Below are 14,855 nucleotides of genomic sequence, written 5' to 3'. Positions count from 1 at the left end.
ACATCCATTAGTAAAAAAATGATTGGAATAAACTTTCCACATCATTAAAAATTTTGACACTACAGATAATAAAAACTCTATTGTCTCTCAATTATTTGATAGATTATATCCTGCCGCTGCCAATTCAAAATCTGGTTAAAATCCTTTACCACTTGTTCTTTTTCTTTATGCAATAAATAAACAAACCCTGGCAACCCCTTTGTATCCATCGTCTTTTTAACGTAATTTTTAAAATCCGGTAATCCAAAGAAATTTGAAAAAGAGCTAAGTTTCTCAATCTCATCCTTTCCTGGCATTTCCACTAAGACACCATTTTTTTTGAATAATAGAGAAATTTCAGATACGTATGAATCCATTTTGTACAACTTCCCTACGTATTCATTTATAAATTTTTGAGGTGCAAGATACATATCCGCACACAAGCTGGCCTGAGTGTAGCCAAGGCATGCATTAAATGTCGGTTCATTAATTGAAGCCCCCATTAAACGAGCATTACACTCGATAAGCACAGGCCCATTAGAGGTTAAAATAACTTCATTGTGCGCAGCCCCATAGGCGACACCCAGAGCAGATAAGGTCTCAAAAGTATAATCAATCAGTGAATGTGCATGCTCTTCCTGTGCATCAATCAGGTGCATTCCTTCAAAATTATAAGCACCTTCACGCACACGGCTACGAACTTGCTCCCAAATATCCGTCACATAATGTTGTCCGTTCCAACTTAATGTGTTAACAAAGTATTGGGTTCCCTCAATAAGCTCTTGAATTAATAGCTCTTCATTAACATACCCAAGTAGATTTTCTTTGCCCAGAAGTTTTTCTGCTGCACGTTTCACTTCCTTCTTATCTTCGCATAAGATAACCCCATCGCTGGCCCCGCTGTTTAAGGGTTTAACGATCACAGGGTAACCCTGCTGTTCGGCCCAGTCGATTAGCTCAGATATTGAAGAAGATTTACCCTGCTTGATTGAACGAATATTTTTCTCAGCTAGTTTTTGATGAGTGATATACTTATTTCTACGCCAGTTCGTCGTTTCGGAACTATTTGCTGATTTGATTTTCATGTATGATGCCAGCATATCGGCTAAGGCAATGCCACTATCTGATCCCGCTATAACGTAATCAATATTATAAGGCCGCAGTCGCTCAATAACAGACTCTAATGAACCTGAGTAATTTATTGTTTTGATAAACCCTTCAGTCCGGGTTTTTCGCGAGAAGTCTTGCCAGATATGTATTACATCACAATCACGAGCCATAAATGCATCAGCTAATTCATTACCTGTTGATAAGGCATCAACAATAACAATAGTACTCTTCATCACTCTTTCCTGTCCGAAGTGTTATAATTTCAAGTTAAATCTTCAAGAGATATAACATTATAAAAGTCACATGCCATTTATAAGCCAGGTGATTGCATCATTAGCAATAGCAATAGCAATAGCAATAGCAATAGCAGCGCTTCATTACTTTTTTTATCTTTCATTTTAATAATGCTAAGCTTCTTTGACTTTAAGTAGTAATAATAATGCCAGACACGAAAGTGCCATGGCAGAATAATAGACCTCTTGATGTCCCCAATGCTGGCTAATTAACCCTTGCAGCAATCCAGCAATAACCGCGCCGGTTGCAATACTATTCGTATAAAGTGTGCTGGCGGTACCTGGATTATTGGGCATTAAATCTTGTAAGTAAAGCATGCCCAACGCACCAACAATTCCGATAAATATGGCATTAAGTATTTGAATTGCTATTAATGCCACCTGTGAACTTACACTGGCCATTCCTAAGTAAAACAACGCAGCACACATTGCTGCTAATATCATCATTGGTCTTTTTCCAAATTTTCTAATCACAGGAGAGCAGAACAACATGATCAGAATCTCCAGCCCTGCGGCTCCACCTAATAGCCACCCCGCAAATTCGCTGCTCATGCCGGGTATTTCACTAATATAGACAGGCATGTCAATTAGATACATCGTATCTCCGGCCCACAACATAGCTATGGCAATGAATAATAGCCATGCTTCGATTGAATAAGCGGCTACGGGTTTAGATGAAGAATTATCTTTGCCGGGTGCTTTATGCTGATTTTTATCAATTGGTAATGATGAAAAAACAACGGCTATACCAAGAGAAAAAAGAAATGCGACGAGTAGGTATAAGCTAATAAAACCTGAATGATTGATAATAAAGAAGGCTAAAGGAGGAGCTATAACCCAAGAGATGGAAATCTGAGCACGCATTCTTGTTGTGAATTTGATAACGTCAAAGTTCGCCCCTTCGGAATACTGACGTGCTAATGCGAACAATTGTGGCATGGCCGTTGTAGCCAATGCTGACATCACCACGCCTAATGAGATCAGAATGATATAATCCCGGTTAAATGCGAAAAGCAATGCATTAACAACAGCGATGGAGCAACAAATTAGTATCAAACTACGGCGGTTTCCCCTAGTGTCTGACTTACGGGCAAGAGTCTGGCTGATTCCTATCCCAGCCAGAGCGTTAATTGTATAAAATAATCCCACCATAAATGGAGTTGCGCCTGTTTCACGCGTAAGGAAAAGGCTCACTACAGGCATTTGTAATGCACCAGCCATGCCCAAAACCAAAGCCACTACCATGAATGAAAATCTAACGTACTGATTAACAATCCCTTTTTCCTCACCCAACTCCATTAAATTATCCCTGCGTCTAAAATGGTAAATAGTACTTAACATTAGCAATAACATACGAAACATTTGCGTATCAATAATAACATTAGGTTATCTTATCTGTTTGGTTAATAATTAATCTTTTTGATTGATTTTAATCTGTTTTGCGCGGATTTAATGGTCAGCTCTTCTGTGATAAGCACATGACAGTATTAGCAGTATCCTTATCGCCAACATTTGATCAGCATAGGGAGAAGCATTTTCTGGCGAGCATTCATAATGAATTTTTCATGTTAGAAGCAAGGGGCTTTAAATCTGTGCTCTGAACCTTCCGCTACTTTGATGGTGGCCTGAATTAATTGACGACTACGCTAATGAGTAAAAATTAATGTAATAAAAAATGCTTTTAAGGTTTTATATCTCAAGGGAATCGGTGTTGTTCGCAACAACATGAAAGAAGTGCGGAGGGAAAGAATGCGTCGTAAAATGGCACTTCCAGGGATGTATTACTGGTTTTATTAAAAGGTCCGTAACAAAGGACCATGGGATTACAAACAAGCCGATCCTTATTGGGCAGAGTTTGGTAATTTTAATTTTGGTGCTACTGGTTATGCTGCGGGTATTCCTGAAGAAATCCTTCTCATGGGAGCTGGTTGGGCACAAAGCCGGGCAGGAACGTCAAGAGCTGAATGGGGTAAATGGTACAAAGACACGCCTTACGGAGAGGATCCCAACGATCAATTTTGGATAAGCGAGGGCGTAAAATATGCCATTGAAAACGGCTATTGCATTCTTTGCCTTAAATTCCGCTGAGAATGATCACTCCAAAGATAAACTCATCTCTTCCCAACAGCTTAACGAGCATACATGGCTTTATGTCACGGGTGGTGGAGCAACCGTTGCAGACAGCTATCGGTATTATTTAGCCGGTAAAATCCAGAGTGATATCAGTGCGAATCTGGCGAAACAGGTTCCGTTTCTGGTCGCGACAGGCAGTTCGGCTGCTGTAAGCGTAGAGGGCGATACCATCAGTATCCAATACAGCGGTCGCGTGTATTCATTCAGTAATTCTGTTGTGTATGAATATCAGGGGAAAACGTTCAGGCCGCATCTCGATTTTCAGGCCACTTACTGACCCGTTCTGTTTCCCTTGAGGCTGTCTTCAGGTGTGCCAGAAAAAGTCTGGCACGTTACAGGGCACAAGTTATTCGCCAGACATGCACAAGCCGTTATTGACGGGCGCGCTCAATTATCTGGCTACCCAAATCCACTCGCCCCCACTTCCGCAGGGGCAAGCCCATCAACCCTTACCAGTCAGTCAACCCAATCGCCTTCATCACCCGTTTTCTCATATGCACAGGCAGTGACGCCAGTTCCTCAATCGATCTCACCCGCGTCCCGTTGATCACGTCCCTGGGCTTAAAGCTGATAATGATCCGCCCCCAGGTCACTTTCACATCCAGTTGCACCCCAATGGGAAAACCCGCTGTTTTCAACCAGCAGCCTTTAAGCGTAATCGCCGGAATGCGGCGGTAATCTGGAGTGCGGGTCACATAACCCACGGTCGCATAGCGCTGGGTGTAGTTTGTCTCTTTAGCTTCGTGGTGGCCTGAAATACAATCGCTGGCAGTCATGATTACTATTCTCCTTTAATAGTGATTGTGATCAGCGATGCGGATGTGTTGCCCCACATTCGTATCGCGCTAAATTACCTGATGATTTAATCAGGGAGGCGGAAACGCATCGAGTGTGAAAAGAGAAAACTGCGAAAAGGCACGCAGAAAGATCTCGCTGATTTCAGAGAAGTTCATCGATTTTCGACCTGTATCCAGCTTCCCTCTTCGCCATCTCACAGGCATATGAAAATCCAGGTAGTTCAAGGCAGTTTCATGCGTGGTTGAGGTAGGGCAGGCTGTTAAAACACGCGATTTGAGCCGGTGTCAGGGAAGGGGGCGTTTTCTGTCGCGTAACCAGAACCTACACATTTCCCTGTCATAAAGACGCGTCATTGAAGGATGTGTGCTGCGTTTACAGAAATAGCTGTCTGTGAAGCTGGCACATATAAGCCAGGTTGTAGGGTGGCTGGCTGAACACGATCTCATCCACTGTTATCGCAGTGATCTCTCTTTCAGTCTTTTCAAGCACATCGGTCTCTTCGATATTGAGCTTGTTTTTTAATACAGCGCTACCCGGATAGCAGTAATGGTCATTAGCGGCATCATACTTATCCATAAGCATTACCTCCTGTATTTTTTCAGGACACTTTCCAGCGATGGTTTTTCATTTGAAATATCAATGTCGATACCTTCCAGCTTTGAGCTACCTTTGAATTTTTTTAATTTCGTTTGCTCGTAATGCGCGTAAGGATCAAAAACGCCTGAACAAAAAACAAAAATGAATGAATCAACTTTCTGCTTCAGTTCCGTCCAGCTTTTGGCTTTGACATTGATTGTCAGAATGTCCGACACTTCTTGTTTTGATTGCTTAAAGTCTTCTTTATTACAGGCAGACTCTAATGCCTCTTTGTTTGAAGAGACAATGTTCTTAAGCTTTTTAATTTTAATGAAGAAGGAATCCCAGCCATTAACCTCAAGCTTATTATTCAGTTCTTGTTCAAAGCTGTTCTTAAGCTCGAAGTAAGAGCCAAATTTTCTGAGATCATCTGTTGTCGATGCTTTCAATACTTCGCTTACTTTCATATCGATTAACACCTTCATCACCAATAGGCGGCCTATTATACAATTAGAGCGAGAAGGATGCGCAGAGATTTTGTGAGGCATGGCCCGATACCTGCGCAGCAGAGCATCCACAGGCCCAGCTAACGTAAAGTTTGGCACACGCTCCTCAGCATAAGCCAGTTAACCAGCCTGTCCTGTGTTCAGACATGGCTGCCAGCCACAGGTTTACTGAAAATAAACGCCGTGCCTCAACGTAACGCTTGCAGCCTGTCCACCCTGAGCGGATCACCCAGGTCCGCGCAGAACCAAGGCCCTGAGACAGGGAGGGTTTTGCTCGTGAACACAGCCCTGAGCGTTAACGCCTCATCTCCTTCACGCGACCAGCGCTTTTCTCAGGCTTTTCGTTCTGTGCGACATGCCCAGTGCGCCCCTCACTCACCCAAAACCCACTCCATCCCCACCCACATCAAAAAATTTTAAAAAAAATTATTTTTTACGATCCATTCAGCCTGTTTTTTTCTCAGAAAAATCCCGCGAAGATAAAAATAAAATCGGTGTCAGAAAGGGAAATAAAGTCTGACTTCGGAATAAGGCAGTATCTTATATAAGAAAGATCTGATGGCCTTAATAACATAATAACTCTTTTTAATTAACATGCGGCGTTTTAAGTGTATTGCCTAATTAAAAAACCGCCACTAGAATGCGCCGTGTCCGATAATGACGTTCTGTAACATGTTTATGTAAGACGATCATTACGGTATGCCAGGGTGGCAATTCCCTCGATCACCCTGGCATGGCATAGCATGAAATATGCCATCTGATATCATGCTCATATTACTTAATCGTAATAATAAAATAAGGAAATCACAGATGAAAAAAATCAATATGTCTGAAGCAAGCGCAGTTGTCGGTGGAACAACAACGTGTGTAAACAGCTTTGAGCTGAACCTGGTGGGCGACGCCACGGTATGTAACGCAGTAAAAACCTGTACCGATAAAAATGGTGTGGTGACGAAAACTTTCACCCCAGCCGCTATCATCAACTGCGGAAACGCAGGCTAAGATATCGCTCTTTATCACTAAATAAGAGTAAATTTCAGTAATATTTATTCTTAAAGGCGTTGTGTATTATATACAACGCCTTCCTGATAAATACTGAATGTGCCTTATTGTTGTATTCAGGATCGAAGCCCGCCATGAAAAACAGAATTTCTTACGTGCTGGCCTATACCGTCTTTGTTGCGGTTATTTCAGCAGTGATTACCACCGCCTGGTTCCATATCTTCGTGTTAAATCAAACCAGCAGTGCAGAGCAGCAGGTGCTGACCTCGCTTTCTAGTGAAAAACTGGATAAAAGCCCGATTGCCGACGGCGACGATATTATCGAGATCTTCTCTTACGGCTGCCATTATTGTGAGATCAACGAAAAGAACGTAGACGAGCTGGAAAAACGGATGCCGCCAGGTAAAAAGCTGGTGCGTTTACACCTCAGCCTGGACAGTCAGGCCGGGCTGGCGCGCTATGCCCCGGTGTTCGCCACGCTGGAAGTCATGGGGATTGAAGAAGCCCATCGCCAGAGCGCCTATGATGCGGTGATGAAAGACAAGATTGATTTAAGCGATGCGACTCAGCGTGACGCGTGGCTGGAAAAAAATAAGATTAACGTCGCGGAATATCACAAAGTCAGTCAGTCCGCCGACGTGAAAGCGCGTCTGGATTATATGACGCGCGTTTCGCAGTATTACGATATCAACGCCACGCCGACCTTTATTGTCGCGAAAAAATGGATGGCGATTCAGGATCGTGATTTCCCGGCCTTCTCTGACAAACTGCTCTCTATTTTAGAAACAGGTAAGGCACCGGAGTAATAATGAAATTTTATGCCCTGTGGTGCGCGCTGTTCTGGCGGAACCTCACCGCCAGATGTCAGTGGCTGGCGTATAAGTTCCAGCTGGCTGGCTACAGGGCGCATTGTTTATTATTTCGGTGTTTTCATTACCGTATTATTTTTGCGTTTGCCCACGTCAGGCGTTTTTTAAAATTAATCCCGCGTGATGTGAAATGGCGCGCAGCGGTGGCGGAAGCTAACCGTCAGTGTCTGCTGCAGGATAATAAAAAATTTGATTATATCTGGCTGACCCAGCGGCGAAAGTTGCTGATTGAGGCAGTGACCTACGGGCAGAATCGCCGGTTGTTGCGCGAGCTGGCGGCCTGTTCGGCACAGCTTAACGATGTGGTGGAGCCGCTCCAGCGCGCAGGGCAGCCGGTGCTTCTGGCGCCGCTGCACATGGTCTCGGACGTTCTGACTACGATGGTGGGCGCGGCGGCCTATCCGGGGAAAGCCACGGTGATCACCTCCCGCAGTGCGGATGCGCATTCCGAAGCCGAGCGGCGGCTGGGTGGGTTAGATCTCACCTATTGTTCGATTCATGAAGATAATAAAAATATTGCCGGAAACTTAATGACCTCGGTGATGGCGGCGGCGGAGAATAAACGCAATATTATTTTATTCCCCGACATTACGCCGGACTTCACCCAGTTTGCCAGTAAAGACAAAGCCCAGAAATTACCTTGTCGCTTATTTGATCGTCCGGCCAGTTTACACAGCGGAATTATCCGGTTGGCCAGAATGATGTCCGCGCAGGTGGTGTTTTATCATCTTTATTTTGATAACGGATTAAAAATAAAGGTGCACGATCCGTTAGCAGCCAGAAAACTCAAGGATGATATGCCGCGCATTATCGAGCAAAGCATTCGGGATTATTCGACTGACTGGATGCTGTGGCATTCCCACTCACTGTTTTTTATTAATGACTAAACAGCCATCACAAGAGAAAAGAACAGGGCGTTTTAGGGGTTAAATTATGGAAAATAGTATTCCAAAAATCGTTTATCAGGCGGAAACCAATGAATGTGCGTTGGCCTGTATTGCTATGCTGGCGGAAACCCAGGGAATGGATGTGCCGCTGGACGTGCTGCGCGAACAGTATCCGGCGTCGGCCCACGGCACCGCACTGTCAACCCTGTGCGCCATCCTGTCCGACCTGGGGATTCCGGCGTATCCGGTGGCTTTCGACCTGGATGAGCTGGCAGAACTGCCGTTACCGGCCATTTTGCACTACGGCGCCAGCCATTATGTCCTGCTGGCCTACCGTCAGGGCAGCTATGTGTGCGTGATGAACCCGGCGATTGGCGAGCAACTGTTACCCATCGCCGCTCTGCGATCCGAAATCAGCGGCTATGCGCTGGTGCTGGATAAAGACGCCATCGGCGAAAAGCCCGCCGTGGCAGCCCACAAGCGCACGCGGCGCTTCCGCGCGCTGGACTGCATGAGCCTGAAACAGACGGCAGGGATTCCGGGCATTTACCGCCTGATGCTGCTGGCGTTTCTGGTGTCGCTGACCCTGTTTATCATGCCGGTGATGGTCAGTTCGGCCATCAACAATGTCTTCTCCTCCGGCGGTGAACGCGATTTCCCGTACTTCTACTACCTGCTGGCGTTTGTGGTATCAACCCTGCTGGCCTTTGTCGTGCGCAGCGTCACCGAACGTTTTATCAAACGGTTTGTGGTGATGCAAAGCGTCAGAGGGTTCGCCAGCCTGCTGACCAATACGCTCGCGTACTTTGAAAAACGCAGTCCGGGTGAGATCTACAGTCGCTTCGCCAACTGGCAGATAGCGGCGGCCCAGAAAATCGAGCTGGATAACAGTCTGCGCACAGACTGGATCGTGGGCGTGATTGCGCTGGCGGTGATGTGTTACATCAGCCCGCTGCTTGCCACCATCTCCGCCGTGGGCGTGACCTTAATGGGCCTGGTCAGCGTCTGGGCGATTTTTCGCGATCGCTATTACACCCAGCAGGTGCAGGTGAAAAGCGCGGAGCAAAATGACTTCCTGCTGGAATCGATCCAGGGTTTCGCCACGCTGAAATCGGCGGGCCTGAGCGCCCAGCGTCAGACGGCGTTTGCTGGCTTTGCCGCGTCCCTGTTTGACGTCAGGCAGAAGCAGAAGGTGTACGAACAGGTCAAGAGCAGCCTGTATCAGCTGATTGGCAGCCTGGAGATGGTGTTTTTCATGCTGCTGGCCTTACCGCTGCTGAAAGACAACCACATCTCGCTGGGGGAGTTCTTCGCCTACAGCTTTGTGCGCCAGATTTTTACCGCCTACATCACCCAGATTTTCTTCTCGGTGTTGCAGAAGAACCAGCTGCACGTCATTGATACGCGCGCTGCCGATCTGTTTCCGCAGGCAGAAAAAGACGAGGGCGCCGGGGCGCTCGTACCGCCCGTCCATTTTACCCAGCGGCTCAATTACCGTGCGCTGCAGTTTGCCTACGAGCCGGGCAAGCCGGTGCTCAGCAACGTGTCTCTGGCGTTATGCCGGGGGGAAACACTGGCGATTGTCGGCGAGTCCGGGGCCGGTAAAAGTACGCTGCTGAAAGTGATCACCGGGCTTATCGCGCCCCAGTCCGGCGAAATCCTGGTGGATGGCGAGCCGGTAAGCGCCCGTCAGGCGCAGAAGCTGTTCTTCCTGCAAAGCCAGGGGGACATCCTGTTCAACACCAGCGTCCTGCAAAATATCACGCTGTTCGATCGTCATCACGATGCGCAAAAACAGCTGCGCATTGATGCGTCCCTGCGGGGGCTGAAGCTCACCGGGGTGATTGACAGCCTGCCGGGAAAACAAAACGCGCTGATCCGCGAAAGCCATCCCGCCCTGTCGCTGGGGCAGCGTCAGCGGCTGATGCTGGCGCGTGCCATGTACAGCGACTGTCCGGTGATGGTGCTGGACGAACCCACCGCCAACCTTGACGAACAGACCGCGCTGCAGGTGATGCAAACCCTGATCGACCACTGCCGCGAATACGGCAAAACGCTGATCGCCGTGACGCACAGTGAAACGGCGCTGCCGCTGTTTGACCGCATCTGCGTGCTGAGAAATGAACAGATGCAAGAAGTTCAGGACGCGGCGGAGACAGGCAGGCTGCCTCAGGGGGAACCGGCGTGAGTGCCGTCATAAAAAACCGTCCCGTGCTGAGCGCAACGTTCTCTAAACCCGTTTATCTGCTGGTCGCGCTGCTGCTTATTCTGCTGGCGGGCGGCGCATGGGTGCTGCACAGCATGTTGTCTGACCGCGTTGTGCCGCAGGTCTCGCAGATTATCGATCGCGGTGATATTGAAAAAACCGTGCTGGCCACCGGCATTCTTAAACCCTCTGTGCAGGTGAACGTGGGCGCACAGGTCAACGGCCAGTTAAAAAAGCTCTATGTGCGTGCCGGCGATCGGGTCACCAAAGGGCAGTTGCTGGCGGAAATAGATCCAACACTGCAACAGAGCGAACTGCGAAAATCCGAGGCCGAGCTGGACAGTGCGATGGCGCAGAAACAGGCATCGTTATTCACCTTAACCCAGTACCAGCAGGAGCTGAAACGCCAGCGGCAGATGGATCGTGAAGGATCAGGCACTAAAAGCAACCTGGAGCAGGCGCAGGCCAGAGTGGATACCCAGAAGGCACAGGTCAAAGTGAATGAAGCGCAGATCGTGCAGGCGCAGATGGCGCTGGAAACGGCGAAAGCCAATCTGGGCTATACGCGCATTCTGGCACCGATGGACGGTCAGGTGCTGGGGATCGTCACCAAAGAGGGCCAGACCGTTGTCTCCTCGCAAACCGCGCCGACGATCCTGGTGCTGGCGAACGTGGACACCATGACGGTGCAAACCCGTATTTCAGAAACCGACATCCTGAAAGTCCATCCTGGCCAGCCGCTGTCGTTCTACGTGGTCGCGGACCCGCATCATCGCTATCACAGCGTGATGGGCGCGTTGCAGGACGCGCCTGACGAGGCCTTACAGGATAACAGCCTGCGCGGTCAGCCTCAGCAGTCTTCCGCCGTGTATTACAACGGCGTGTTTAGCGTGCCGAATCCCGACCACCGGCTGCGCACTTCCATGACGGCACAGGTCTTTATCGTCACCGAACAAGCCAAAAACGCATTACGCCTGCCGGTGATGGCGCTGGGTCAGCCGCAGGGTGATGGCCGCTACGCTGTGCAGGTCGTGAAAGGGGAGACAACCGAACAGCGGCTGGTGCGCGTGGGGATCAACGACCGGCAGTTTATTGAAGTGAAAGAGGGCCTGCGTGAAGGCGAACGTGTGGTCACGCAAAACACCGCAGGGGCCGCCAATGGCTAGCGCGCCGGTGATTGAACTCTCTCATATCTCCCGTCGTTTTGGGACGGGCAACGCTGCGGTGACGGTGCTGAAGGACATTTCCCTGCGTGTGCACGCTGGCGAAATGCTGGCGATTGTCGGCGCATCCGGCTCCGGTAAGTCCACGTTGATGAATATTCTGGGGTGCCTGGATAAACCCTCGGAAGGCGAGATGCGCATTATGAATGTGTCCACTCAGGTCGCCACGAGTGACGAGCTGGCACAACTGCGCAGTCAGTATCTGGGGTTTATTTTTCAGCGCTATCACCTGATGCCTTATCTGACCGCCATCGAGAACGTCACGATCCCGGCGCTGTATACCGACATGCCTGTTTCGGCGCGTCAGTCGCGTGCCGAATATCTGCTGGAGCGCCTGGGGCTGGGGCAGCGCATGCACTACCGGCCAGCGCAGCTTTCCGGTGGTCAGCAGCAGCGCGTCAGTATCGCGCGCGCCCTGATGAACGGCGCGCCGGTGATTCTGGCGGATGAACCCACCGGCGCACTCGACAGCGCCAGCGGGCAGGCGCTGATGGGCATTCTGCATGGTCTGCACCAGGCCGGTCATACGCTCATTATCGTGACGCACGACCGCAGCATCGCCGCGCAGTGTCAGCGCATTGTGGAAATCCACGACGGCCAGATCGTCGCCGACCATGCCAACCCGGCGAGCCAACAGGACCAGCCGCAGGGATTACCCACGGTTGCCGCGACCGGACGCACCACCGTCTGGCAAAGCATCAAAGAAGCGGTGCGCATGGCGTGGCGTTCGCTGCTGGGGCATCGCATCCGCGCGTTTCTTTCCATGCTCGGCATCATTATCGGCATCGCCTCTGTGGTGTCCTCGATGGCGGTGGGCGAGGGCGCGCGGCAAAACATTCTGAGCCAGATAAGCCAGTTGGGCACCAGTACCATCGAAATCCAGCCCGGTCTGGGCTGGGATCAGCCGCGCCCGGATTTTGAGCGGTCGCTGACGCTGGAAGACGTGGCGCTGCTGGGCAAACAGCCCTTTACCGACAGCCTGTCGCCGGTGGTGAGCAAAACCGTGCGGGCGATCCGTGGGGGGAAACAGGTGCTGGTATCGCTGCTGGGCGTGAGCAACGGTTTCTTCCGCGTGCAGGGCCTGCATTTTGTTGCCGGCAACCGTTTTACGCCCCGTGACCTCGACGATCGTGAGCCGGTGATCATCATCGATCCCAACGTGCGCAGCACGCTGTTTGCCGACGGGCAGGAACCGCTGGGCGAGATTATCCAGCTTGGCGGGGTGCCGTTCCGGGTCATTGGCGTGGCGGACAAACACGGGCCGAAGTCTGTCGGTGAGCAGCCGGGTGCCTGGATACCTTATACCTCGCTGCTTGAACGCATGTCGGGTGATACGCCGCTGCAGTCCATTACCCTGCGCATTGCTGACGGTTATCCGATTGAAACGGCGCAGCAGCAGATTGAGCAACGGCTGGACTCGGCGCATGGCAAACGCGATTTCTTCACCCTGACCAACGATCAACTGACGAAGACGATCCGCAAAACCTCCGAATCCATGACGCTGCTGATCACGGCGATCGCCGGGATCTCGCTGCTGGTGGGCGGCGTGGGCGTGATGAACATCATGCTGGTATCCGTGACGGAGCGCACCCATGAAATCGGCATTCGTCTCTCTGTCGGAGCGCGTCCGGTGGACATCATGCGCCAGTTCCTGATTGAAGCGATGGTGATTTGTACGCTTGGCGGCCTGACAGGCATTGTCGGATCGGGCATCGCGGGGCTGATTTTTTCTCAGGTTACCCAGGAGTTCCGCATGATTTTCACCTGGCCGCCCATCCTTCTGGCCTGTGGGTTTTCCGCGCTGATCGGGCTGGGCTTTGGCTTTTTCCCGGCGCGTAACGCCGCCCGGCTGCACCCGACCGAGGCGCTGGCACGCGAATGAACAGGCTGACGCGATTCTCCACGGCGCTGATGGCGCTGATGCTGACCGGCTGCGGCCAGGCACTGAAAAGCGACTATCAGCGGCCCCTGCTCTCGGTGCCTGACGCCTGGCGCGTACAGGATACCGGCGAAGGCGTGGCGACATTCACCCCGCACTGGTGGGACAACTTTGGCGATCCGCAGCTGTCGCGGCTTATCGTCGCCGCGCTGCAAAGTAATCACGATTTAGCCCTGGCGGGCATCAAGCTTAAGCAGGCACGGCTGGCGGCGGGCCTGTCCGATCTCACGTTGACGCCTGATTTTTCGGTCAACGCCAGCGCCAGTAACAGTAAGAATTTACGGCGTGATACGGCGTCCGTGGAAAATTACAGCAACACGCTGACGGCGGCGTATGAACTGGATCTGTGGGGAAAACTGGCGCGCACGCGTGAGCAGTCGGACTGGCAGGCCAAAGCCTCAGAACAGGATTTGCGAGCCACCGCCCTGACGTTGATCGGCACGGTGTCCCAGCTCTACTGGCAGATAGCCAGTCTGAATCAGCAAATCGGGAACCTGCAGCGCAGTCTGGACATTGCCCGGGATACGCTGCTGCGGGTGACGTCGCGCTGGAAAGCCGGGGATCTCGGCCAGCTTGATTATCTGCAGGCGCAACAAACGGTGCTGAACCGGGAAAACAGCCTGCACGATCTCAGTCAGCAGCGCGAGGAAAGCCGTAACGCCCTTGCGATTTTACTGAGCCGTCCGCCGGGGCAATATCCGGCAGAGCGCCGTTCGCTGGACAGCGAACAGTCTGTGCCGGTGGCGCAGCGCCTGCCGCTGGAGACGATAGCCAAACGGCCGGATGTGCGGGCCGCCGAGCTGAACCTGCGCGCGGCGCTGGCGGGTTCGGACGTGGCACGGCTGAATTTTTATCCCACGCTGACGCTCAATGCCTCCCTGAATGCCGGGGCGTCGGTGTTCCGGCAGTGGTTCAGCAATCCCGCCAGAACGCTCGGATCGGCGCTCGATCTGCCCTTTATCCAGTGGAATAAGGTGCGACTGACGATTGCACAGTCCGATCTGGAGGTGCAAAGCGCGGCCATTCAGTTCCAGAAAACTGCCTACAGCGCGTTGCAGGACATCGACAACGCGATGTCACAGCGCCTGACCTGGCAGCAGGAAAAACAGCGGCAGCGGGATAACCTCGCACTGAGCCAGCAAAGGCTGACGCTGGTGGAAAGCCAGTATCGTCACGGTGCCGTGGCCTATCAAACGCTGCTGGATGCGCAGAATACGCTGCTGGACAGCGAAAACGCGCTGCTGAACACGCAATACAACTACCTCTATTCCACGATGAAGCTCTGGCTGGCGCTGGGCGGCGGGGAAGACGACACAGTGAATCACTAAGGATGA

At 51.0% G+C, this 14,855-nt stretch carries 14 protein-coding genes; 9 read left to right on the top strand and 5 right to left on the bottom strand.

What is annotated here, in order from left to right; genetic code table 11:
* Positions 1-77: 77 nt before the first annotated feature.
* Complete coding sequence (locus QNH99_RS19035; RefSeq protein ID WP_410517066.1) at positions 78-1,322, bottom strand: ATP-grasp domain-containing protein; 1,245 nt, start codon at positions 1,320-1,322, stop codon at positions 78-80.
* Between the two features lie 174 nt (positions 1,323-1,496).
* Positions 1,497-2,681, bottom strand: coding sequence for a sugar efflux transporter (locus QNH99_RS19030; RefSeq protein ID WP_410517065.1), 1,185 nt, complete (start codon positions 2,679-2,681; stop codon positions 1,497-1,499).
* Between the two features lie 597 nt (positions 2,682-3,278).
* Here QNH99_RS19030 and QNH99_RS19025 point away from each other — a divergent pair.
* A complete protein-coding gene (locus QNH99_RS19025) occupies positions 3,279-3,470 on the top strand; it encodes a hypothetical protein (RefSeq protein ID WP_410517687.1) in 192 nt (63 codons plus the stop codon).
* Positions 3,424-3,792 carry a hypothetical protein gene (locus QNH99_RS19020; protein WP_410517064.1) on the top strand — a complete coding sequence of 123 codons (369 nt, stop codon included), beginning with the start codon at positions 3,424-3,426 and terminating at the stop codon, positions 3,790-3,792. The genes QNH99_RS19025 and QNH99_RS19020 overlap by 47 nt, the downstream gene beginning before the upstream one ends.
* A 172-nt stretch (positions 3,793-3,964) precedes the next feature.
* Here the strand turns inward: QNH99_RS19020 and QNH99_RS19015 are convergent, their stop codons facing one another.
* The 3 genes from QNH99_RS19015 to QNH99_RS19005 all read right to left on the bottom strand — a co-directional run bounded on the left by QNH99_RS19015 (position 3,965) and on the right by QNH99_RS19005 (position 5,494).
* On the bottom strand, positions 3,965-4,291 hold the full coding sequence (locus tag QNH99_RS19015; RefSeq protein ID WP_096011497.1) for a SymE family type I addiction module toxin: 327 nt from the start codon (positions 4,289-4,291) through the stop codon (positions 3,965-3,967).
* A gap of 394 nt (positions 4,292-4,685) precedes the next feature.
* Positions 4,686-4,889 (bottom strand): hypothetical protein, encoded by a 204-nt coding sequence (locus QNH99_RS19010; RefSeq protein ID WP_410517063.1) that lies wholly within the window; start codon positions 4,887-4,889, stop codon positions 4,686-4,688.
* Positions 4,890-4,894: 5 nt separating this feature from the next.
* Positions 4,895-5,494, bottom strand: a complete 600-nt coding sequence (locus QNH99_RS19005) for a YhfG family protein (protein ID WP_410517062.1) — start codon at positions 5,492-5,494, stop codon at positions 4,895-4,897.
* A 711-nt stretch (positions 5,495-6,205) separates the two neighbouring features.
* Between QNH99_RS19005 and QNH99_RS19000 the strand changes: the two genes are divergently transcribed.
* From QNH99_RS19000 to QNH99_RS18970, 7 genes are all read left to right on the top strand, one after another.
* The gene (locus QNH99_RS19000) at positions 6,206-6,397 is read left to right on the top strand and encodes a DUF4762 family protein (protein WP_063878238.1); all 192 of its coding nucleotides are present in this window, start codon (positions 6,206-6,208) and stop codon (positions 6,395-6,397) included.
* Positions 6,398-6,531: 134 nt separating this feature from the next.
* Complete coding sequence (locus tag QNH99_RS18995; protein WP_410517061.1) at positions 6,532-7,203, top strand: DsbA family protein; 672 nt, start codon at positions 6,532-6,534, stop codon at positions 7,201-7,203.
* A gap of 2 nt (positions 7,204-7,205) precedes the next feature.
* Positions 7,206-8,153: an ABC transporter gene (locus QNH99_RS18990; RefSeq protein WP_410517060.1), complete on the top strand. Its 948-nt coding sequence runs from the start codon at positions 7,206-7,208 to the stop codon at positions 8,151-8,153.
* 46 nt (positions 8,154-8,199) lie between these two features.
* Positions 8,200-10,341, top strand: coding sequence for a peptidase domain-containing ABC transporter (locus QNH99_RS18985; RefSeq protein WP_410517059.1), 2,142 nt, complete (start codon positions 8,200-8,202; stop codon positions 10,339-10,341).
* Entirely contained in the window at positions 10,338-11,525 is a 1,188-nt protein-coding gene (locus tag QNH99_RS18980) for an efflux RND transporter periplasmic adaptor subunit (protein ID WP_410517058.1), read from the top strand. The genes QNH99_RS18985 and QNH99_RS18980 overlap by 4 nt, the downstream gene beginning before the upstream one ends.
* On the top strand, positions 11,518-13,464 hold the full coding sequence (locus QNH99_RS18975) for an ABC transporter permease (RefSeq protein ID WP_410517057.1): 1,947 nt from the start codon (positions 11,518-11,520) through the stop codon (positions 13,462-13,464). Before QNH99_RS18980 ends, QNH99_RS18975 begins: the two co-directional genes overlap by 8 nt.
* A complete protein-coding gene (locus QNH99_RS18970; protein ID WP_410517056.1) occupies positions 13,461-14,849 on the top strand; it encodes an efflux transporter outer membrane subunit in 1,389 nt (462 codons plus the stop codon). Before QNH99_RS18975 ends, QNH99_RS18970 begins: the two co-directional genes overlap by 4 nt.
* Positions 14,850-14,855: the final 6 nt, after the last annotated feature.

It is taken from the genome of Pantoea allii, assembly GCF_046529425.1.
Taxonomy (GTDB): domain Bacteria; phylum Pseudomonadota; class Gammaproteobacteria; order Enterobacterales; family Enterobacteriaceae; genus Pantoea; species Pantoea allii.
The sequence above is the reverse complement of the archived record's forward strand: the minus strand, read 5'-3'. Positions and strand labels throughout refer to the sequence as shown.